General features: G+C 44.8%; 18 protein-coding genes and 2 tRNA genes. 6 read left to right on the top strand and 14 right to left on the bottom strand.

Features of this window, described 5'->3' with window-relative positions; genetic code table 11:
- Positions 1-7: 7 nt before the first annotated feature.
- The 5 genes from GF309_14510 to GF309_14490 all read right to left on the bottom strand — a co-directional run bounded on the left by GF309_14510 (position 8) and on the right by GF309_14490 (position 7,977).
- Positions 8-2,095, bottom strand: a complete 2,088-nt coding sequence (locus tag GF309_14510) for an AAA family ATPase (protein ID MBD3159989.1) — start codon at positions 2,093-2,095, stop codon at positions 8-10.
- A complete protein-coding gene (locus GF309_14505) occupies positions 2,092-3,411 on the bottom strand; it encodes a hypothetical protein (GenBank protein ID MBD3159988.1) in 1,320 nt (439 codons plus the stop codon). Before GF309_14505 ends, GF309_14510 begins: the two co-directional genes overlap by 4 nt.
- A gap of 2 nt (positions 3,412-3,413) precedes the next feature.
- A complete protein-coding gene (locus GF309_14500) occupies positions 3,414-5,171 on the bottom strand; it encodes a DUF87 domain-containing protein (protein MBD3159987.1) in 1,758 nt (585 codons plus the stop codon).
- Positions 5,172-5,190: 19 nt separating this feature from the next.
- A complete protein-coding gene (locus GF309_14495; protein MBD3159986.1) occupies positions 5,191-6,483 on the bottom strand; it encodes a hypothetical protein in 1,293 nt (430 codons plus the stop codon).
- Between the two features lie 126 nt (positions 6,484-6,609).
- Positions 6,610-7,977 carry a hypothetical protein gene (locus GF309_14490; protein ID MBD3159985.1) on the bottom strand — a complete coding sequence of 456 codons (1,368 nt, stop codon included), beginning with the start codon at positions 7,975-7,977 and terminating at the stop codon, positions 6,610-6,612.
- A gap of 839 nt (positions 7,978-8,816) precedes the next feature.
- On the opposite strand from GF309_14490, the gene amrS reads away from it, so the two are divergent.
- Positions 8,817-9,878, top strand: a complete 1,062-nt coding sequence (gene amrS, locus GF309_14485; protein ID MBD3159984.1) for an AmmeMemoRadiSam system radical SAM enzyme — start codon at positions 8,817-8,819, stop codon at positions 9,876-9,878.
- Positions 9,879-9,908: 30 nt separating this feature from the next.
- On the opposite strand, the gene GF309_14480 is transcribed toward amrS, so the two are convergent.
- From GF309_14480 to GF309_14465, 4 genes are all read right to left on the bottom strand, one after another.
- Positions 9,909-10,247, bottom strand: a complete 339-nt coding sequence (locus GF309_14480; GenBank protein MBD3159983.1) for a hypothetical protein — start codon at positions 10,245-10,247, stop codon at positions 9,909-9,911.
- Positions 10,248-10,367: 120 nt separating this feature from the next.
- Entirely contained in the window at positions 10,368-11,453 is a 1,086-nt protein-coding gene (locus GF309_14475) for a TIGR01210 family radical SAM protein (GenBank protein ID MBD3159982.1), read from the bottom strand.
- Positions 11,454-11,458: 5 nt separating this feature from the next.
- Entirely contained in the window at positions 11,459-13,402 is a 1,944-nt protein-coding gene (locus GF309_14470) for a hypothetical protein (protein MBD3159981.1), read from the bottom strand.
- A gap of 19 nt (positions 13,403-13,421) precedes the next feature.
- Positions 13,422-16,049, bottom strand: a complete 2,628-nt coding sequence (locus GF309_14465; protein MBD3159980.1) for a DEAD/DEAH box helicase — start codon at positions 16,047-16,049, stop codon at positions 13,422-13,424.
- Positions 16,050-16,225: 176 nt separating this feature from the next.
- Between GF309_14465 and GF309_14460 the strand changes: the two genes are divergently transcribed.
- The 3 genes from GF309_14460 (at position 16,226) to GF309_14450 (ending at position 17,612) form a co-directional block, all read left to right on the top strand.
- Complete coding sequence (locus tag GF309_14460; protein MBD3159979.1) at positions 16,226-16,585, top strand: hypothetical protein; 360 nt, start codon at positions 16,226-16,228, stop codon at positions 16,583-16,585.
- Between the two features lie 64 nt (positions 16,586-16,649).
- The gene (locus GF309_14455; GenBank protein ID MBD3159978.1) at positions 16,650-17,006 is read left to right on the top strand and encodes a thioredoxin; all 357 of its coding nucleotides are present in this window, start codon (positions 16,650-16,652) and stop codon (positions 17,004-17,006) included.
- Between the two features lie 81 nt (positions 17,007-17,087).
- Positions 17,088-17,612, top strand: coding sequence for a gamma carbonic anhydrase family protein (locus tag GF309_14450; protein MBD3159977.1), 525 nt, complete (start codon positions 17,088-17,090; stop codon positions 17,610-17,612).
- On the opposite strand, the gene GF309_14445 is transcribed toward GF309_14450, so the two are convergent.
- From GF309_14445 to GF309_14425, 5 genes are all read right to left on the bottom strand, one after another.
- The gene (locus GF309_14445; GenBank protein ID MBD3159976.1) at positions 17,613-18,728 is read right to left on the bottom strand and encodes a M24 family metallopeptidase; all 1,116 of its coding nucleotides are present in this window, start codon (positions 18,726-18,728) and stop codon (positions 17,613-17,615) included.
- 199 nt (positions 18,729-18,927) lie between these two features.
- Positions 18,928-19,037: transfer RNA gene (locus GF309_14440), tRNA-Arg, on the bottom strand.
- Between the two features lie 81 nt (positions 19,038-19,118).
- Positions 19,119-19,307 (bottom strand): hypothetical protein, encoded by a 189-nt coding sequence (locus GF309_14435; protein ID MBD3159975.1) that lies wholly within the window; start codon positions 19,305-19,307, stop codon positions 19,119-19,121.
- Positions 19,308-19,395: 88 nt separating this feature from the next.
- Positions 19,396-19,473, bottom strand: a tRNA-Arg gene (locus tag GF309_14430).
- Positions 19,474-19,511: 38 nt separating this feature from the next.
- Positions 19,512-20,030 carry a hypothetical protein gene (locus tag GF309_14425; GenBank protein MBD3159974.1) on the bottom strand — a complete coding sequence of 173 codons (519 nt, stop codon included), beginning with the start codon at positions 20,028-20,030 and terminating at the stop codon, positions 19,512-19,514.
- Between the two features lie 119 nt (positions 20,031-20,149).
- Here GF309_14425 and GF309_14420 point away from each other — a divergent pair, with 119 nt between their 5' ends.
- Positions 20,150-20,449 carry a hypothetical protein gene (locus GF309_14420; protein ID MBD3159973.1) on the top strand — a complete coding sequence of 100 codons (300 nt, stop codon included), beginning with the start codon at positions 20,150-20,152 and terminating at the stop codon, positions 20,447-20,449.
- Positions 20,450-20,569: 120 nt separating this feature from the next.
- A complete protein-coding gene (locus GF309_14415; protein ID MBD3159972.1) occupies positions 20,570-22,996 on the top strand; it encodes a hypothetical protein in 2,427 nt (808 codons plus the stop codon).
- Positions 22,997-23,061 lie beyond the last annotated feature (65 nt).

Below are 23,061 nucleotides of genomic sequence, written 5' to 3'. Positions count from 1 at the left end.
GAGAATTCTACATCTGGAGAGTTGCGGTACTCGTCTTACCGCTTTTTGTGATATCGATTGTGGGTACCCCTTCCCACTCCTGGACATCGGTATGGGTTATCAACATAATCTGCTCAAAGCTTTCATCATTGACCAGAGTCCGTACTACAGAGCTTCTTCGTTGCTCATCCAAACCACCAAGTGGTTCATCCAGCAGAACTGATCTCACCCGAGGAGCTATAGCAGGACTCTCTTTCAAGGGACGAATACCGCTCATTGTTCTACTGATGCCTAGTCTCAGACCTAGACTTATCGCAGTCCGATCTCCAAAACTAAGTTGAGATGCGTTCTTTCGAGCATTGTCGCGATCATCCCATAGAACCAGAGAAAGGCCAGGTCCAGACCTACCTCTTGCAGCAGTTGGCTCTAAGTCAACATTGGTGTACTGACCGCCAGTGAATGCCCGTACATACTGGTTTGTCGCACCTCGAATAATACCGATAAGTCGTTTTTGAAACACATAATCAGCGACGAATCCTTTGACCAATTTTCGCCGAACATATTTGGCATGAGTGTTGAGTTCTTTGAGGCGATCTATTTCTTTGCCGATATCTTTCATCTTAGACTTTTTCTGTTCAAGCTCAGATATGCGTTTGTGTTCTTCCGAAATATTATCCTCAATCTCATTGTAATTTCTCTCAAGGGATGAGACACTACTGCTGAGAACTGCGATTTTCCGTTGCAATTCAACAATACTTTCGACATCGTGCTTATCAAGCAGTTTGTCAATTTCATCAACGCCGATATCAGCAACAGCCTGCTCTAATTCCTCGGACAACTTTGTAACCACCTCTGAAGCTTCATCCACATCCTTCTGCTTCTCCTTTATTCCGGTTACTGCTTCAATTGCCTTTGTTACTTTTTCCAACCTTACATCAATATCTTCAACTTCTGATTTTAGACTAGATCGCTTTGCTTTCAGCTCTTTGTACCTCGACTTGCCCTCGTTGATTCGCTTATGATAGTCGCTCAGAATGTCTTCTTTCTCGTTCTCAGAGAGAGGCTTAGAACAGGTCGGGCACACGCTCTTTCCTTCTTCATCTGTTTCAGCAGACCCCTCAAGCGTATTGATTTTCTTTAGAAGGTCCTTTCTTGTTCCCAGTATCTCGCCCATCTCACGGTCAATTGAGGATATCTCATTCTCAAGCTCCTTCCGTCTAGAACGAATTCGCTTGGATTCTTTCTTCAGAGACTCGTATCTCGCTTTCACAACTTCTACTTCAGCACTCACTAGCCCTGCATTTTCCAAATACTCATCTCTATTGGTAACGGCACGTTCGTAATCGGTTTTCTTGTGCTCTAGTTCATCGATTGTGTTGCGGATATTGTCCAATTCACGCGATGAGGGTAATCGGGCCAATAGATTCTTTGTACTGGATATTTCATCCTGTTTCTCTTTGAGTGATTTCTGAAGACGTTCTTCCCGCTTTTGCGTTGCTTCTATTTGATCTTCAATATGAGATGGCTTGACATAATCTACCTCAAGACTTCGAAAGCGTGCTTCAAGATCTGACTCAAGATGATTTATGTGATCTGACATATCATTGAGTAACCCAATATTGTATATGTCAATGAGCAGGTCCCTGAGTTTGGCAGGAGTAGCATTGGCTATACGGGAAACCTCACCTTGACGTACCAGCAGTGTATCACGGGCTTGGCCCCAGTCCAAGTTCAATATTTTCTCAAGCCGGCGCTCGACAGATTTACTCTTATGTGCAAGACGCTTCCACTTTTTGCCTTTACGAGCAAAGATTGCTACATCCATGCCCGTCGCAGGGTCATACGACCGATCTATTTTGTATTCAGTGCCTGCAACTTCAAACAAAAGCTTGACTTTACAAAATGACGAGGTGAAACTGATTAGTTCTTCATTCGTCAAATTCACTGCACCAGGGCCCCAAAAACCCCAAAGAATAGCTTCGAAAAGGCTCGACTTCCCGCTAGAATTGCGACCCTGAATGAGAATTAGACCTTCAGGTAACTCCCCCCCTTGTTCGGGAAGCTTCAGATTCCTAAAGGGTTTGAAATTCTGTAGTTCAATAGAGAGGAGCTTCATTCTATTCCATCCTCCAGCAGGTCATCATAAACGAGTTTGTCTTTGTCAGGATTAACTGAAGTCCGTAGAGCTCGTACAGTAATTGCAACAAGAGTATCAACATCTAACGATTCATCAATCTCCAATGTTCCAAGGTAGTTCTTGAAATCGGTTTCTGGATCCTCAATAAGATACTCGCTTTGAATTTCAGGGTAAGCGGCCTTTACATGTTCCATGTCTTCTTGTTTTATACTCCACACCAGCTGAACGAGATTATAACCTGAGTCTTGGGATAGTAGCCTCATCCGCAATGTTTCCATTGCCATATTGAGCTCCATCGAGCTCAGCTTTGTTGATTTGCCTTCGAACACCAATCTCACTCGTGCAGCTGTGTCAGGATTCCAATTGCCACGAATTCCGTTATCTACTAGCCAACCTTCCACATGTTCAATTAGCGATTCGATGGTGGCGTCTTTCTCTATCCTGATTCTCTCATTGTATACAGGACGCGAAAACTCCAGCTGGTGGGGTTGAACATCGGGTATTTCTCCTGATTTCAAATCAACAACCAAGAAGCCTTTTTCATGCTTCGCCTCATCAAACCGCCATCTTTCAGTTGAACCTGCATACCAAGCTCTATCTGAGTACTTGCGTTGGTGATGGTCATGACCAAGAGCAAGATAATCATACCCTAAACTAAACATCTGTTCGTAAAGAGAGCGATCCAAAGTCATACCATGTGCAACTGCAATCGATAAGCGGTCACTAGCAGGTTTCTGGTGAGTGAGAATCCAGTCATTGAAATTGGCCACATTGTTACTCTTCTCAAGAACTGAATATTCCAGAAATGGATAGCAGTACACATCCACGTTTTCATAGGAATGAACCAACGGTTCTCCGTTGGCAAATGCCTTCTTCAAATCCATCTGAGTGGCTACATCTAAGCCCGGGATTGACATCTCTAACGAATCCAGAAGAGAAACATCCAACGTCCGATAAAGACCGTGGTTACCTTCTATGATGAGGATTGGTATTCCAGTATCTTCTGTGAATTTCTTCATAACGGATAAGGCGGTTTCTTGAGCAACTACTGGAGGTTGTGATGGATTGTTTTCCCATGGAGAATCGTACAAATCTCCAGCATGTACGACTATGTCGGGTAAAGGGTCCAAATTGGCGATTTTGGTGAAAACCTCTTCAAATTGATCATAGAAATCATGCTCTAAGAGACGGCTTCTCATCTCAACACGCCAAGCGTTGTGTTTGACGCCTTCTCGAAATCTTGCGCCAAGATGTGTATCAGAGATGTGTGCTATTCGCGCTTCCAACTTAGCCATCCTCAGATGATATACTCTTCGGGGTCATTTCCAGAGTTGCTTTTGTAATTTCCTTTATCACGCCTATAGATGTCATCGAAAAGCGGTATTTTTACAGGGATTGGCATTTCTCTGTAAGAAGCAGTGAGTATAGCTTCTCCTCGTGACATTACCCGGAACTCGTTTTCGAATCCAGCTATATTGACACTGGCATTCTCAATGCAGGAGGCTATTTCACGTTCGTTTCCCAATCTCAGGTTGATTTCCGTATTCATCTGGCTCAGTATCACATTATCTAGGACACTCACCTGTTGACTGATAACCAACAACCCAATATTGAACTTCCGGCCTTGTCTTGAGATGTCTTTGAAGACGGACCGACCGCGCATCAGCTCAGGGTTTAGAATAGACGGTGCCTCCTCCACAGTAACCTGAATTACAGGGAGATTCTTCGGATCCATAACCGGCGATTCATTGGTGGTTCCACTAACACCATAGAAGGATTTAGCTTTCTTCTTGACTTTACTGAAGAAACTAGCAGGTAGCCGTTTCTCACCCTGCTTTTCAAAGTCCCCAAGGTTTCCACTGCTTTTTAGTGCCCGTCGAAGATCTGAAAGGGTTCGAGTCACTACTGTAGTCAGAAGAAACTGTTCCATATCGCCCATAAGACTCGTATTGACAACCAGTATTTTTCCGGTTTCCATAGCTTCGAAAATATCAGCTAGAACGGAACTTCCAGATTTAGCAAAAACTGGAGAACGTTCAACAAAACGAAGCCGCCTCTTTACAGCACGGAATGTCGCTTTTGTTGTCCCCCCAGGCGGTTCATCCATACCAAGAATATCAGCTATCCAATCCTCTCCAGAGTTGGAATACTGGCCATCAATGAAGGCACCCATTTGATTCGTGAAATCCATTATGGAATACAAATCTCTTGGCTTGATCTCGCTCCATAAAATGCGTAGCTCCCTAGCGTACCGTCGTATTTCTCTGCTAGTAGCAGCTAGATGGGTTGTAAGATAGTAAAAATCACCAAAAACAGTTAACCGTGTCTGTTCATCCATATTCTCAACTATATCTTGTATTCCATAGTCATCTACCCCACTAGCAAATTCATCATGAGGATCTATACAAAAAGCCGAGAGCTTCGTAACATCATCGTTACCCCTCGATGCCTTAAGATTCGCATCAATGAATGATTTGATTAGGACCATCATAAGGTTGCTTTTTCCAGCCCCAGTTGCACCAAAAATACCAACATGCATTGGCAAATATTTTGCATCCATGTTAACTGGTACTTGAAGGGTAGATTCCCCAACTTGCAAATCTCCACAATAGATTTCGCCGCCTGTTTGGGATGCAAGCATATCTCGAACCAAGGGGTCTGATTTGCCCGATATAGGACGATAGACATCAGCAAGATGATCAGGTAGTCGTCGAGGGGAATTAAAGACCCATTTGCCTCCACGCTGTTCTGCATATCCTAGTAGTCTACCTTCAACAGAAAGAAGCATGTTTCGTTCAATACCTGACAAATATGAATCGCCCTCGACCATGAGTGTCCCCGCTACTTTGGAGAGGTTCTCAACTTGTCTTAGGTAGTTTTCTAGCCCCAGCACACGGAAGAAGAAAATGCGTTCGTTATTATCACGGGAAGAATACACCATGAAAATCTCACCAACGGCAATGTCTCGGTTTGTTCCCATAATTCCCAAATGTGTCTGGTTGCCTGTGCCAACCTTACCAAAATGTTCACCCAGTTTCGTTTTGTCCAATTTCATTATCTCGCACCATCAATAGCTACAGATTATAGTCATCTCGCATTGGAGAAGTCTTCTCTGAACCCAACTCCATTTCATGCCGTACTTCCCTGCATACCTCTTGAGCAAGCTTCACATCTTCATAGCGAAGTTTGCATTTCTCATGGGCTAGGGCAAGTGGCACGGGGTACCCATACCAGCGGGCGTCCCGGGACATAAACTCGATTTCTCTGAAGAGTTCCTTCTCATTCTTTCGGGTAGTGACAGGATCACCTTTGACAAATATGTTCTCTAACCACCACATTCTATCGAAATCGATCCGAGAGGGGCGATTCTCGGTAGAGAAGCTGTATAGATAGGGAACGCCCAATCGTGGTGGGATATATGTTCTGTCAGTGTAGATGTGCAAACCACCACCAGGATCTTCCTCGCTAGGAAGACGACAGAACCATTTTGCATTTGGTCCATACTCCTTTCTGGCAATCATAGCTATACGATGCGCAAAGGGAATGGTATGATGTTTGCTCACGGCACCCAAAATAACACCCTTCTTCCTTGCAAGTTCGCAGAGTTCTCGCAACATGAAACCACTTGGCATAGAAGGGAATCGCTTTCGAGGGTGCATATAGACGTACAATGCCCCGTCCAGCAACAAGAATTTTGGTGAAATTTCGCTGGTCAAAACATGTCTTGCGGCGGCATACTCAGAAGACTTGCGCAATTCGTCGTGCACAAAAGAATTCGAAAACCCACGTTCTCCAGAAATGAGAGCATGCATATTTCGCAAATCTGGCAGGTATTCAGCGTATTGTGTTCCTCTTAGGTCAGAAACCGACTGAATGTTTTCATCATAGTAGTCCCTAAAAAAGGGTAAGACCAATCCGCTCATGAATTTACTAGGATAAATGTCTTCAAGTTTTTCGGCCATCTTCTTTTTGGCATCACCGCGAATGCCTGAATGCCAGTGCGGATCTAGATGCGGTTGATCTCCCAATTGCGGTTCGATTGTCTCGGAATCAAGAGGCTCAAAAGGCTTGCCACTTAAAGTGTTTGTATTAACAACCACCGTCGCAGTACTGAGCAGATGGATTCGAACATCATCTAGTTGCATGAGACTATCTGTTCCCGAGCCGTCAACAGCTGCAACATAGTAATCTTCATCCAACTCTGTGGCGGAGGGAAAAGTTTCGATGACATCAAGTAGTTCCTCTCTTATTCTTTCTTCGTCATGAGCGAATTCCTGCTCGTCACGACGATCCAGTTGATTCTGAATATCTGTAAAGAGGGTTCTAAGCGTCCGTTTGAAGCCATCGGTAAGTATTTTCTCAAGCATCTGGTAATCCCCTGCTATGAAGTGATTTGCTCGCTTGCCCCACACCGTGTATTCGGTGCTCAATCATAAAAAGATAGCACTCGGAATCCGCGAGTAAATACCCACCGAACTAGTTCAGATTAAGTATCAATCAAATGGGTTCATTTGAATTTGTTCGGTTACAATGTATTTGCGAAGGTAAATTGCTACGGCGATAATGATTATACCTAGTCCTGTTCCAGTAACGATAACCAAGAGCGTTGAAGATTCAAAAGGGATATCGTAAGGACCCACTTCAAAGGCATAAATGGCCAATTTCTCTCGCTGACTTGACGAAAATGGTATGTATGCCAATCCGGTGCTGCTTGACTGGATTGTTGGTCTAGGATGCCAATCAGGGGCCCAAGTTTCATCTTCGATCATCTTGTCCCAAAGGAAATGACCTTCACAATTGAACTTAACTAGATGATAGTTATTGTCAGAATGTAACCCCTTCAGCATTACAACTGTACTTCGATTTCGTCCAATAGCCATGTCTCTGCATTCAAAAGACCAATAGGTTCCATGCTCAAACTCTTGAGAGAAGCTTGAGTTCCATACCTGAGTTCCATGGGAATCCCATTTACTAATTACAAGCTCAGCCTTCTCTGTCTGATTCTTTGAGCGCGTTTTCGCCAAATAGATGTTCCCTGTGTCGTCAACTTCCCTGACATTCGAGTGAAAACTGATGTTCCAGAGTGGTTCGCAGGACAAATCACGTTTTTCGACAATTTCGGTATGTGTATACATGGAATCGTTCCGTATTACAAATTCACCCCGCGAAGCATGAGACTGGATAGTGCTTGTCTTGTTCCACAACAAAGAACCAGATGAATCAAACTTCAAGAAAATCGAATTGTAGGGAAGGGGACAACGTAGGTTGAAATACGTCAACCAAACATAAACGCTATCGTCGGGAGCAATTGCTATCGCTGGTGGTTGACGAACAAGTATCTGAGACAAAACAGATTGCCATATTCTCTCTCCCCTCAATGCCCACTTTGAAACAACCAGAGCAATGGTAGAAGCACCGTTTGATATATGGGTCCCGTATTTCGCAGTATAGATGAATCCATTGTGAATGGTCATCATACTGGGACCGGTTTGGTTGTCAGTTATTTGGGTCCAGATAAGACGCAGCTGTGCATCGTATTTGAGCAGTAACTGATATGAGAAATATTTTCCTTCGGCTTTGTAATACTCATAGCTTGAGGATACATCACACAGGACATATACAAAACCATCAGCATCAGTTTTCAAGTCCCGAAACATTATTGTGGCATTCTCGAATTCAGGTGGAACATCAGGAAAAACGTTGCGCACCGAATATCTCCAGGTAGTATCATAGAGTGGTTTCAGGGACTCTGATGAATCATTGCTCGTTATTGCCATATTCAAGCCATCCACCAAAAGTAGTTGAGTAGAAGCAAGCAATATTGCGATACTGATAACTAGCTGAGTGCAGTCCCGTGACATTGTAGTAACCCTCAAGCAAGTGAAATTCGAAGCCTTTCAATCGTCTTTTGCAAACATAATCGTATTCTCTATTCAAGTGGCTTTTGTTCTACGCCGAAAACCAATTTGTTGTGTACATGGGAAAATCACTGAAAATCTGGTTGAGAAGGAAATGGTGAACGTAGCTGTACTAAAAGCAACAGCATTCAACAATTCAAGAATAGGCAAATTTTACAAAAATCCTAAAAAATCGGAGTGAAAAAGTGTAAGATTTGTATAAAACTTCTTGAAAGCACTATTTTCACGTCGAACGAGGGGACCTTATTAGGCCCAGTACGGAACCCGGTTCAGTAGGACTAGGCAAGTGGGCTAGTGCTCTGACACGACGCGCGCGGCCGAAAGCTGCAAGGAAGACCCGTTCCACTAAGCAGAAGTCCCCACTCTCCCGCAACGGGTCTCCATCAGACCGGGGAGAGTCCGCGGCTGTTCACCTCGCCTGTAATGGGCCTCCTTGGCGGCGGTGACAATGTTGAGGTGGGTAATCATGACCACGCCGTGGTAAGAACTGTGGAAGACCTCACTGTCGCCGGAGTGATGATTCGGAGTAACGACAGGAGACAGAAGCCAGGACCGCGGGAGGAATTCTATTCCGGTGAATGCGGACAAAGCCCCTGCTGACTCACGGGCCTACAGGTATCGTGGGGGCGGCAACGCTGGCAGGGGAAGGGTGGAACACAGAAGTTTCATGCAGTTCCTAGAACTGTAAGAAATGGGTTATCAAGAATCTGCATTCATGCTGTTCCATCCTTAGCTCAACTGTAAAAAAGGTACATTCTCTATAGATGGTTAGATGACGTTGATTGACTGTTTGGCTTGAGGGTTTTGATAGGAATGTTGTCCACAAGGGCCTCTTGCAGAGAGAACGTAATGGTACCGCTCGGTGCCTAACCTGTGGACATCAATGCATAATACAGGAAGGAGAACGTGGATTCTGTAATACCAGAGGGAATTCCAATGGATCAATCTATACCTTCGTTTACGGTAGTATCTCATCGATTAGCAACAACCGCATTGAGAAAAAGCCAATCTATCATTTTGCCCCAGGTACTAGGGCACTAACCGTGGGCAGCTGGAGCTGCAATGCAACTTGCGGATTCTGTCAGAACTACAGGATATCCAAAACAGAACCCACACCAGAGAATAAGAATTTCATGGCTCCCAAGGATTTTGTTAAGGAAGCGGAAAGACGAGGTTCACAGGGAACATCGGTCTCTCTAAATGAAGCTGCAACTCTTATGTTAGAATGGAACATAGAGATGTTTGATGCTGCAAGAAAGGAGGGGTTATACAATACGATTGTGACTAACGGCTACATGAGCAAAAAGGCAATCGAGTTGATGATAGATGCAGGACTTGATGCAGCCAACATCGATATCAAAGGCTGTGAAGGAGTAAAGGAAGAATGTGGAATCGACGTAGAACTGGTGTGGCAGAATGCGATACGGATGAAACAGAAAGGCGTTCATGTTGAACTCACCACCCTGATGGTCCCAGGATTGAGTGACAACTTCTCCTGCATTGAGAAAATTGCGAAAAGAATTCACAATGATTTGGGAGCCTCTACGCCTTGGCATATCAGCCGGTATTTTCCTGCTTTTAAATACGATAAGCCACCCACCAGAATCCAAGATTTACTTGCTGCGAAGGAGATAGGTAAGGAACATGGACTCGATTACGTGTATGTTGGGAACGTGCACTCACGAGACCTGCAGAATACAGTTTGTCCATCATGTGGTAGCCTATGCTATGAGCGATCCAGTATGAAATCCATAAACAAGGGAGTAGCTAAGGGCGGTTGTTGTGCCTCTTGCGGTACGGACCTTAATTTCTCAGGACTTCACGGTAAGTGGAAACGCAAGTAATTCGTGGAGGAATAGTGAGGGTTTCAGTGATTAGGTCTCGTCTTCCAGCTCTTCTAGTTCTTGCCGAGTTGCTTCAAGTTCGGCATCTATGTCATCCAACGGAATGTATTCGTCTTCATCGTCTGCTCGATGTGTATCTAGTGTATACATGACATTGAAGCCTGACAATGTCTTGTGAAGGGCATCGCTAGTTTCCAGAATAGCTTTGGTTATATCATCCTGCACATCTTCGTGGTGGCTGTACACAAAATCGTAAGCCCCGCGTACAGGTGTAAATCCCAGTTCCAGTAGCTTATGAATAACTTCACTTGGAGCTGCACCTTCGCTATTGAACCAAATGCTTACTTTCGTAATGAATTTCTCAGACATTTCCTAACACTCCGGCTTTTCTGAACAGGACCAAGCTCTCTGCTCATCCTATAAGCATTTGCTACACAACCTACTCTAATGAGCAATGAATGAGATCAACCATCAGTATTGATTCATGATTCATCGGCCATGAATAAGCAACGAAAGCTCTTCATGTTCAAGAGAATGCATCCAAGAATGCTGACAATCGCAATCAAGAGTAGCCAGTGATTGAGCATCTTGAGTCAATGAAAATTTGCTAATCGCCTTTGAGAAAGCATCGTCACACATTCCACAATTATGCGGGCCTCTTCGCTTTCCAGGAGCGACAGGATCGCAGATTATTCGTACATCAGGACTTACATCCTGTCTTGCACGTCTCAATACTTCGGAGACAGTCCAGAGCCATGGCGGTCGATAATCTCGCCGATACCAGAGCCTCTCAACCACCGTGTCTTTCTGAACTGCTACCGGATTGACTGAGACAGTATTTGACCCCAAATCAGCGGCATCTTTGATACTCTGAATACCGTCCAATAGCGCCTGTTTCTCTGTGAGAAATGGCGGCTTAATCAAGACATAGGATCGGATGTCAAGACCAACCGAAAGTACAAGGTCGACGGCAGCTTTGAAATCCTGAAAAGTGAACCCCTTGTTGATATAGACTTCTCGTATAACATCACTACTGCTTTCAAGACCAATTGCTATCTCGATAGTCCTCTCACCAAGCTTCGTCTTGATTTCCTCAAGAGTAGAGAGTTGGATAAACTCTGGCCGTGTTTCAATAACAACTTCTTGCACTCGGTCATCGTCTGAGATTATGTCAAGTATTTTCACTCTGGCGTCCGGAGGGATTTCTTCCGTATCAAGAAAACTGCCACTCGTGTAAATCTTCACAGACAGAGGCGGTTCCTTGTGTTCTAGCCTCGACATGGCTTTTCTAAACTGCTTCACAATGTTGCTGGAGCTTATCTGCTCTGCAGCTCCGTCGAGCAAATAGCTGCACATGGTACATCCGCCATAGGGCCCTCGTGCATGAGAACAACCAACGGTCGCGAGAACAACAGAAAGCGCATATCCGAGTTCTTCTTCAATTCTAGCTTTCGTAACCCATGCTGCAGAAGGTTCAGTCGGATTTGAATGCCGTCTCTTCGATAATGATCGTTCCCGCTCTTCCAATGCGGCTCGCGTCACAAGTTCATGCATCTTATCCAATGGTTTCGTCATTGTTCTCAGCTCCTCTTATGTCTCAAATGCACCGCCAACCCATTTTCAAACTCGCACATCTCACGGCCCGACATTTCGCTTTTTCCGACAGCGATGACTCGTTGATCAGGGTCAAGAACTATGACTTCATCACCTAGGCGGATTGCATCGTCAGCTTCCTCGATGCCAACAGCAAAGAGCGAGCTTCCTCGCAACTTGGAACCATCAAAGCCGATTCTGACCCAGTAAGCGTCCAGTTCCGAGAGTCTTCTTCCACCAGCATTAGTTAGAGAGAGGGACCCATTTGAGCCAACAAAGGTACAAACCTGCTCGCCTTCCACTTCACAAACAACTGTACGATACAATCTACCTCGAAAATCAGCATTATCAGGGACAAGTAGTTCTCCAGCACCAGCCCCAAACTGATAATCAGCTGTCGCACGAAGAGTATCTCTGAACTCGGTTTGTTCACGAAACTCGATATTTAGAACCTCATGCATATCATGTAGCGTCTCACTCAGGGCATTGAGAGAATCCCGTCTTGTGGGATGGGCATCGGAAATGGAGTAGATTATACTTTGCGAAATCTTAGACTCAGCTGCTTTCACTGCATCAGCATATCCGCCAGAGACATGCGCAACTACAACTACTGAATCGTCATATTTCTCAAGAATCGCAGTAAGCGCATCTGCAGCAATATCAAGCTCTTCTTGGTCCCAGTCACCTGTCACAGGAATATCATACTCTGCAACAGGATATGCTCGTTCAAGCTCACGAGGAATAACACCCAAAGGAGACGTTAGAATGATCTCAGAAAGTGCACCTCTATTCCTTCCCAAACCTGCTTGTATGGCTCGCTGAAACCTTCTGTGAGATCTAGACTCCGAATAAGGCTTCCTAGCAGAACAAGGCAATAGGAGCGCCAATTGTTTTCCGTCTGGTGGGAAATAGCGTGAAATGATAAACTCCCTGAAACGTTGGACTGTGGGAGCGTAATACGATTCTGAACCAATTAGATTCAGCGTCGCATCCCCTGCAGTCGGGGTAAATTCTTCAAGATAGTTGTAGAGTTTCTTGTTGGCCCGTCTAAGCGTAGCTGCATAAGCAGGACTTGAATGTGTAAAAGACTCGACAAGCCACCTGAGCTTCTCTCTGTGAAGTGCATCAACAGCCTTTGACATTGTCTTTCGGTAGGTGTTGAGGTTGTGTCTCAGAAGCATATCCTCGAGCTGAGAGTCACTCATGTTGTTAAAACCCGTAATTCCGCTACAGCCATCACATGGACAGAATCGTAACGGAATATGTTCTTCGATTTCTTCGGCAGCCATTTCCCAGAGCCGGGTTTTCTCCAGTGCAGCTTGATGTGCATACCCAATGTCGAAAACGTCTATTCCGAAGTAATAGAGAAGAGGTACTAGCCAAGGTTGGATTTTTCCAAGACCAATTGTGAACCAGCAAGAAGGCATTTCAGCTCGAAAGCGTAGTGCATTGAAATCCCTCGGACCCAGATTCCCGTTGAATAGGAATGCTGCAGACCGTATACCTTCTTCATGAAGATCCTCAACTACAGCCAAGAGGCCAGCAGTGCTCGCATCTGGAGGTATTCGAAGAATAAGACGACCCGGGTCGATTTTTCTACTCCAGTCCATTGCTAAAGCCTTTTGACGCTCTAGCAGGGATTGAGCCATACCAGAAATTGAATCGGATGAGTATGGCACAGAGGGAAGCAAGATCATATGCTCGTGCTCTTCGAGAGATTCCACATCGATTTCTTTGTGAAACGGTAATGATAGAATCCCTGAATCCACAGATTTCACATTTTCTTCTGAATAACTAACATGATGGAAACCTTGTATCTCACTATTTCTGGAAGTAAGAAGGGCTGGGAGTTCAACACGGTTTTTTCCAGCTTGGAATTCGCCAATTCTAGCGGGCCCATCATGGCCTTCGCCAATAAGGAACTTATTCACCTCTCTAGCCTCCGATTAATTAGACCAAGGGTTCGTATCCACGATAGCCCTCGGTATCCACTTGTGTATCGGTTCCAGCAAGTATCTGCCGAACGCTTTGCAAAGCCCCCTGTTTGAACAGTGGACTGTTATTGTTACCACATTGATATGAATAGGTACAGAGGGGGCATCCATCGATAGTATCACAATCACACTTGTTCAAGATGGTTTCAGACCGCTTTAAGGCCTCTTGAAGTCTTGTAAACAACAGCTTTGAGGCACCATTTCCTCCAGGGCAACCGTCATAGACGAATATGATGCCACTGTCACCCATCGATACGCCACCAATCTCTCTTGTACTGCCGCCAGTCAACATATCACTTGATTCTATCACTACATGTTCCAATGCATGGAAAGCTCCACCGTAAAGGTCTGCAGGTCCCATTCTGGGACCTTCGGCATTTCGAAACTCCCCTGAGAGGTACTTATCTACTGCGATATCAGGTTCTGGTGCCGCAAAAGCAAAGCCCTTGGTTTTATAGGTGTAATCCAAGGGATTTTGCAACTGGGTCATATCGAGAATGTCACCGCTCCCGGTCTCCTTTTTTACATAACCATCCACAGTCTGTTTCATTTCAAGATCGCAGTATACTACATCCATTCCAAGTAAGTCTTGATTCTCGTTTATCTTAACAATCCGAGGCATTGTAACATATAGCGGTTTAGTGTAAACATTCTTCTCATCAATTTGTACTACTCTGGCTCTGCCCAAACCCGAGGTGTAAGCGAATTCCACTGACTTGTAGTTATCCCCTCCATGAAGATATATGGCTCCCGGATGTAGCTCTTGTGCCGCCATCGGCATTGAGCGACGGCCAATAGTCTTCTTTCCAGACTTTATTTGGACTGTGTCGCCAATTCCGCGTATGCTATAGCCCCTCCACTCCTTCCTCGCTCGCTCATAGTCAGCAACTCGTACTTCACCATTCTCAGTCACAGATAAAATGCCTTCCCGCTCCAACTGATTGAGGATATCCTTCTGGCCAGGAAAATGTGAAGTATGCAATTTGCCACTCATAGCTGCAGCAATGAGCTGAAAATAGCCTACGACCTCATTTTCTGGCTCCATGTAGGCTGCATCAATATCAGTGAAGTACTTCTCAGGTTGATGCCTATAGAATGACGAAATCGGATCATTATCACGGAGAGCCAGAACCGCAACACTCTCTTGGCCTTGCCTTCCCGCCCGTCCAATTCTTTGAGTCAATCTCGTAATTGAGGTAATCATGCTAACAACAGAATCAAGGTCCCCAATATCTACACCAAGTTCAAGAGTTGGGGTGGACACGATAATAGGAAGGTCACCTGATTTGAAATCCTCCTCGACATCATTTCGGTATTTTTTAGACAAGCCTGCTCTATGAACCATCGACTTGTGTCCGCTATCGTTAATCATCATATTGAGAAGCTCAGCTTCAGTATGCGTGTTGCCAAATACAAGCGTCTTGAAATCTCCTTGTTGGAGCTTATCGACAATATCAACAATCATGCTGTATTTGCTTCGCTCTCCGGGATAATACATCAAGAAATGTATTGGGCCGCGTTTGGCACGCTCTGACGCAACCAGTTTTACATCTGTATCGAATATGAGTTCAGCAAATTCTTTGGGATTCGCGATTGTTGCTGAAGCACCAATTTTCTGGAAATCACCACAGGCAAGTGCAAGTCGTTTCAGGATGTAGAAGAGGTTCGCGCCCATAGAGCCAGAGTATAGATGGATTTCATCCAGTACGACAAAATCAACTGTCTCCAAAAGCGGTACCAGTCTAGATCTTTTCCATCCCAAGTGGTAATGAAGTATGTCAGGATTTGTCAGCATAATGTCCGGGGGATTGGAATATATTTTCCTTCGTTTGTGTTGTGAGACATCACCATCAAAGATAGCTGCTGTTAAACTGCATGCATCACACATTGCGGATATTTTCTCGTACTGGTCTCTTGCAAGGGCTTTCGTAGGATAAACAAGTAATGTTCGTACACCGGGATTCATGACAGAATCACGGATATTGATTAGCAGTTTCTTCATAATTGGAAGAATGAAACCTTCCGTTTTGCCCTGCGCAGTAGGAGCAGAGATAACAACATCATGTCCGTCCATGATGAGATTGTAGCAAATCTCCTGAAATTTGTAGAGCCGTTCTATCCCTTTTTCTCTCAAGAGCTCCTTGAGACGGGAAGGCAATTTGATATCCCCAATATACGATCCATACTCAGCATCTGTTTCCTCCATGTGCCTGTAAGTCACAAGATAGTCATTTCCACGACGGGCAAGGTCTTCTAGCCCCCCAGGCAGTTCATCAATTTCGGCTCCACCTTCCTCGATTAGCCTCTGAACTTCCTTGAGAGACTGTACTCGCTCCTTACCGGTCTTCTTTCTTCGTTGGGAAGAGCGGGAGCGAGATTTTCTCTTCCAAGACTTCCGTTTTGGTGTGGAACTACCTATTTTACCACTCTTTATTGCCTCTGAGTATGCCTCATATGCGTCAAAGAGGTCACCACCTTTCCGCTTCAGCTCAGCATTGCAATGGTTACAACAAACCGTCCAAATACGCCCTTTTTGAGTGATATCCAGCTTCGAGCCGCATTTGAGACAGTGAAGTACAGGCATTGGACTCTACGAAACCTCTTGAAAAGGCTGATTTACGCCGCTTATCAAATTTTGGCAGTAGTCCTACAAGAAATCATAGGAATGCGATATTCTTTTTTGCCGCTTGCGGAAGCTTATAAACGGTTGTGCATTTAATCTTCACAACCGATTCGGTGGTTAAACCGGAGATATTACTCATGGTCGAAGACATTAACGCAGATCAAATCCCAGAAATAGTTGAAAACAATCAAGTTGTATTCGTTGACTGCCATGCCGTCTGGTGTCAACCATGCAGAACACTTGGTCCAATGCTTGAGGAAATCCATGAAAAATACAATAGCAAAGGACTACGAGTGGTGAAGTTAGATGTGGACAAGAACCGCGAATTTAGCACCAAGAACCAAATCACCGGAGTACCCAGTGTACTAGTGTATGCTAACGGACAGCGTGTTGTATTTGACGATGGCAATGGCAACAAGATGGATAGACTGGTTGGCGTAATGCCAATGGAGGTCTATGACACTATAGCGAATGAATTACTTGGCGAAGCATCCTAGAAGAAAGACAATTAACAAGCTTGATTAAGGACAGAAAACTGTACCTTGCAAAGGAGAAAGCAAATTGGTCAGCGATGTAACCCCACAGGAAGTTGAGCAGGCCAAGAATAACGCCAGTATTGTCCTTGTGGATTGCTGGGCGCCGTGGTGTGGTCCCTGCAAAGCTTTGAGTCCAATCCTCGAAGAGCTAGAAGAGAAATACGGGGATAATTCAGCTGTTAAGTTCTTCAAAGTCAATACTGATGAACACAGGCAGTTTGCCTTGGAGAACCGCCTTACAGCGATTCCCTGTGTTCTGGTCTACAAGGATGGGGAACTAGCAACCTACGAAGATCCGCATAGAGGAGGGAAAACGGATCGCCTTATTGGATTACGCCCGGCAGAACAGTATGAACAGGTAATAGATGCCCTTCTAGAATAGACTTTTTTCGGGTTCATAGGTTATGGGTTTATTAGATACAAGGCCAATTCCCAGAACAATCAACTTGTAGGGGTATGAATATTGCCGATACTGCCCTTTGGAGATACAAAGCCGGATATCGATCCAGAAGCCTATATCAGCACACAAGCAACCATTGTAGGTGATGTTACGATTGGTGAAGGTGTGAGTGTTTGGCCTGGAGCTGTAATCCGTGGAGACCGCGCTTCAGTTAGTATTGAAAAGAACTCGTGTGTACAAGATAGTGTTGTTATCCATGCACATAACGAGGACAACCCAGCCATGATTGGGAGTCATACGGTAATCGGCTCAAGCTCGGTCTTACATGGTGTATATTTAGGCGATTCACTTGATATCGGAGATGCATGTGTGGTCTTTGACGGTGCAACCTTAGGAGAAGGAGTAAAACTTGCACCGGGTTCGATAGTGCCTGAAAATGTTGTCATCCCGCCGAGAAGCGTCAACTCGGGTTCACCAGCTAGTCAAATACGAGAACTATCACAGAAAGAAGTAGAACGTCAGAAGGCCAACGCAGAAGTCATAAGCCAAGTATTCCAGAAGCTTCGGAAATGGCAGTTTCAACCATAGTCATAATGTCTCTCGTGTCATATCTGTAAGGCGAGAAGAGCCGTTCTCAGTAACGAGGAGCATATCGGCTATTTTAGCGGTTCCCACTTTTTCATCGTAGAAAGTAGGATGAATGGAAAAAACCATTCCTTCGCGTAGAGAATAGGTACTATTCGACTGTATCTGTGGAGGCTCTCGCAAATCTAATCCAATTGATGAACCTAAAACTCTCCGCTTCTTTGTGTTTGGTATTCCCTCAATGGATTTTTCTGCAAGTTTGGAAATGCGCATGTGAGGAGCCATTAGATTCTCTAGATTCATTGATACGTTCAAAACACTATCAAACAATGATTTTTCGTTCCTATCTGGGCTTCCCGTATGTAGTGTTCGTGATATCTCAGCAAAATAGCCATCATGACTTACCGTTATGTCAATGAGAGCTAGTTCATCATCACCAATTCGTTCTGCACTAGGTTGAACGAAAGGAAAACTTCCGTACCGCTCAGACAATACAGCTGCCCGGATGCCTCTCTGTTGTCCACCAGATCCTCGCATTGCCGCTTCGATTTCAACTGAAGCTTCTTCTTCTGTCTTACCAGGAACCACGATTTCTAATGCGGTTCTCAAGCCTATCTCAGCTATTTTGGTGGCGGCCTTAATAGTTTCAATCTCAGAAGGATCTTTTATCTGGCGTAATCGCCATAGGTTCTTAGAAAAATCACAGAACCCAGCTTTAGGAAGAGCCTTTTTTAGAACATCGAATTCCAATACTGAGACCCAGTCTTGCTGGAATCCAATCATACCACTCTCCGCCCCCATATTTCGAATTTCTCCGATGGCAGATTTCCACATCTGAGGACTATGAGCCAAAAACCATTCTGGGGAACCAATCTCGGGAAAAGTAACAACCTTTGCCATTACTAAATCCAGAGATAATGCTTTGCTTTGTGTTTCAGAGACAATCAAATGAGGCTGATGGCCGTCAACAACAACACATGCAACAGGAAGGTCACGCAGTGGAGGTTGGTAGCCAGTGAGGTATTGAACATCAGGCTTCCGAGTAACAATGATAGCATCGATTTCTTCGGCTCTCATTGAACGATGGACTTTCTCTAGCCGTTGGGGGGTGAATTGCATGATTGAAACCTCCGAAAACAGCCTACTTGCTTCGAGAAGCGGTCTTCGTGATGATTGTAGTATTTCCCCTTCTACGATGATTTAAGACTATAGATAATGCCTTTGAGACACCCAGCTGAAGGATAGAAGAGTGCATGTGAAACGCCATCTAATCACCGAATTTCAATCAGGCAGTACTACATGGATTAAGAATTGAATATGGCGGGACCGCCCGGATTCGAACCGGGGATTACCAACTCCGCAGGCTGGTGCCTTATGTACCTCTTCCAGAAGATTGTCCTCTGAAAGCCCAGGCTAGACTACGGCCCCTAATTGAATCCACCTAGAGTTTCTTATAGACCCTTCGCTGGCGAATGAATAAAATCAGTAAGTGGCAGGAGGAAAAGGTAATTACGGAACAGGGATTTCAACCAAGGCTACCTCGGCCCGTCCATTGCGCTTTGTGACCCGAAGCAAGTAGTCCGATGTGTCAATCAGGAAGCTTTCACCCTCGTTTAGATACTCAAGAACCGAATCTCCGGGACTGCTATTCAATTTCTTTTCATATTTAGAGATGACTTCTTCCAATTTAGAACCCATTAAGGTCAACCGCCCATATTGCTAGTTAGTTGCATTTCAAAGATATAAAGTCCTCGAAAAAGAAACACGAATTAGAATTGGATAATATTGGCGGGACCGCCCGGATTTGAACCGGGGGAGCCCAGCTCCGGAGGCTGGTGCCTTATCCAGACTAGACTACGGCCCCACCGCTTCACGTTCTTGCAACCTTAAAGCATTTGCCACCTATTGAGTGAGTTTGGTATTGCAAATGAGCCACCAAGCCCCTTGCTTCCCGTTCCGCAGTCCCTTCTCATATTCCAAAACTTGGGACCCCACTACATCTTCTGCCGATTCATTCAATCTATGAATTCTGTCCAAAATAGTACGACGCTTGGATTCACTTCCGAGCAACTCTTCAGCAAGTTCGGGTGTAGTTGCACCCTCATGCTGAACGAAGTATGTCAGTATCTTCCGGTCCAATTCATCGCGGCATATTTTCTGCTTGGTTACTGAGCTTAATTGGTTTCTATACATACTCGTTGATTGTTGTGCTTCAAGATATTCCACCCGGGCGTGGAGTTCTTCAACTTGATCTACTAGCCTATTCACGATGGGAGGAAGCTCCTCATCAAGCTTGGAAAGAATGGCATCTCTAATGAACCGCTGGCGGCCATGCTCACCGGCTGCTCGATCTACTCTCTTTAGAAGCTCAGGACTAAGTCGTATTCTAATGCTTACATCGTCTCGGTTTGAGGAGGACATTTGAAGCAACCACCGATTTAGTAGACGAAAAGTGATATGGAGATATCGATTTCTTTGTGTATTCGACACAGTTATAAAAACAGCTTCCCGGACTGGACCGAAGCACTGCGGTGAGAAAGATGGGCGACAAGGAGAAAGCTCTAGAAAGAGAACGAGCAAGGTTACGAAACGTGCAGAATCCCTCGGTTACTAATCAGAAGCGTAAGAAAAGATTGCGCAGTGTTAATGCCAAGTATTGGAAAATCAAGAAAACAAAGGCAAAAAGAGAGGGACGTGTTTTTGAAAGGGAGGTTCCAGAAGCCCCCGAAAAGGAACCGGAAATAGAGGAGATTGAAGAGGGGCCGGAAGACCGGCTAGTTTCCGATGAAGACCTTGATGAGCTCTATACTTATGATGAGGAAATTGAAGAAGAAGAATAGTGTTAGATACTGACTACTAGTTACAAATCTTCTTCCAAAAGGTTCTCAGCCAGTTGACACTCTGTCTAAATGAAACAGCTTATGTAGGACAAGTGTAAATATGTAATTGGTTGAGTGTTGATGAAAAAGATTGCTCTGCTAAGTTTCTTTCTTCTATTGATGCTAACAGTACAGGTACCAACTGCGCATGATGTGTCAACAACATCAGATGTGCCGAACATAGGGAATTCCCTTTCCAGTTCTGGTGGGGGAAAGGTTCTAGTTGACGAGTCACATACTGGTAACGCATCAGAAATGTGGACGCCAGGAAATGCATCCATGTTTGGTTGGATACTCTCCGAACATGGGTACAACATGAGCATGAACTGGAATGCGTCGCTTGATAGTGGCATCCTCAATGATTATGATGTTTTGGCTCTATTTTTCCCATACATTGCTCTTACATCAGGGGAAGTTGATGCTATTCATACCTTCGTTGAGAATGGAGGCGGATTGCTGCTAGTTGGTGTGGAGCCCCTAGAGGGGTCTTGGGGATACAGTATCGAGAATTTGAATCCAGTCTCTACAACATATGGGATTGAGTTTGATGCAGAAAGATGGCGAGGTCGTGTACTTAGAAGCGAAGGTGAGATAGAGGATCATCAAATAACGACAAATGTAAACTCATTCCATTCAAATGCAGATCAGCTTAGTGGCTGCCCGCTCTCGATTAGTGGTTCAGCTACATCATTAGCAACAAGTGATTCTGGAGATACCCTTGCCATTGCAGAAGATGGAAGTGGTAGAGTAGTAGCAATAGGTGCTCTTGCTCCATTCACGCAATACAGAAAGAACGTCGGGTGGCAGGTAAATGATGATGACCACTCACAGCTAACGGTAAATATCTTCGATTGGTTGGTCGGAGCTGAGCAAAGAGCAGTTAATCTTCCCGAGAAGGCAGTTATCAAGGTCGGGCACGGACCAGATCTGAACGAAACAGAAATTGCCCAGTATGAAATTTTCAATGGGGCATATCATGACCATACAACAGCGAGTGATGGGCAGAACACGCCTAGTGAGATGGCAATAAGGAACGTGGAAGTCCATCAGGATTTCTTTGTCATGTCAGACCACTCCTATGATAAGCCCTCTACTAATGGCATCTATGGAGCACTAGCAGTCAGAGAATTCACAGAGACATATGGTCTAGATTCGGAGATTTTCATTGGAGCTGAATTGTCTGCAATCCCACATACAGTTGGCTTTCCACTTACCGAACAAATCTATACAGACAGTACGCAAGAAGCTGTGAATGAAATACATGCACAAGGAGGCATAGCAGTATTCTGTCACCCAACTATAGGATTTCCGTACGCAGCAGTATGGGAAAACTTCCAGGACTACGGTTATGATGCATTCGAAGTAGATAACTCCGGATATATCCATGGATTGGGAGAGCAAGCATATTTCTGGCCATTCATGGGAGCCTCTGATGGGCATTCTGCTAAAAAACTCGGTTTGACCAGAAATGTGGCGTTTGTAAAGAATCCAAGCGGGCCAGGTGGCACAATCACGGCCGAAGATCTCATAGATGCAGTTTTGGATCGAAGAATAGTCATTCTTGACAGGTACAATAATCTGGTTTTTGGTCAAGGTGTCTGGGTTGATCGTTTTCTCTCAATCCAAGAAGAGGCGGAAACCGCTGTCGAGAATGCTGAAAGCGAAATTGAGGGGCTTGAGAACGGTGGATATAACGTATCCCTTTCGCGGCTTTATCTTGACCATGCGAAGAGTGCATTGGACTGGTGGAATCCATCACGAGCTATAGCATATGCAGAAGACGCCACAAGTGAAGAAGTCACAGGTATTGATTTAGAGGTCTCACAGAGTATTGGGGTCGCTGAACCAAATAGTGAGACCACGGTAAGCCTGTCTATGGGAAATAGACTTGAAACCGGAGTTAAACTCAACGTTACTCCATTTGTAAGTACAGCCTCGAGTATTGAAGAGAATTGGCAATCTCTTGCTGCAGCTGCCGGCACAACGGGAACCATTGATTTTGGTGTTCAAACCGACAGCTACGGATACATGGAGATTGCTTTCAATCTAAAAGACTTCAACACAACTGAGGATTTGAAACCTGTTACTCTATTGGCAGGGGGAATAATTGATAGTGTTACCTCTTCAATCGAGTCTACCGACGAAGGATTGATGTTGATCGTCGAGCTCCCACAGGATATCGGGAGCAAATCTTTGATTACATCGGTAAGCCTGACCTATTCAGTAGACGAAACAGAAAATACAGTACCAATGGAATATGTCGGTGGTAAGTATAGCGCTGAAATTGGCCCATACTCGGATGGAACAAATGTGACTATCCAAGTATCTGTTGGAGATCAACTGGGCAATACGTTCTTCCTTGAAAGCAAGACGATTACCATCACCGGAGTCACTTCTCCTACTTCGCCGGGGATGTTTAATCCTCTAGTAATTACTGCAATAGCTATAAGTGGAGTCGCGATTATTGCAGTTATCTTGGTTGTTATGCGGAAGAAAGGTATGATGTAATTTGATATGGCTGGGATGTAGTTTCTGATACGTCCCAGCCAGCTACCGAGTGAAAAAAGAAGGAG

The organism is Candidatus Lokiarchaeota archaeon (assembly GCA_014730275.1).
Classification (GTDB): Archaea; Asgardarchaeota; Thorarchaeia; order Thorarchaeales; family Thorarchaeaceae; genus WJIL01.
This window is presented reverse-complemented; position numbering and strand designations above follow the sequence as displayed.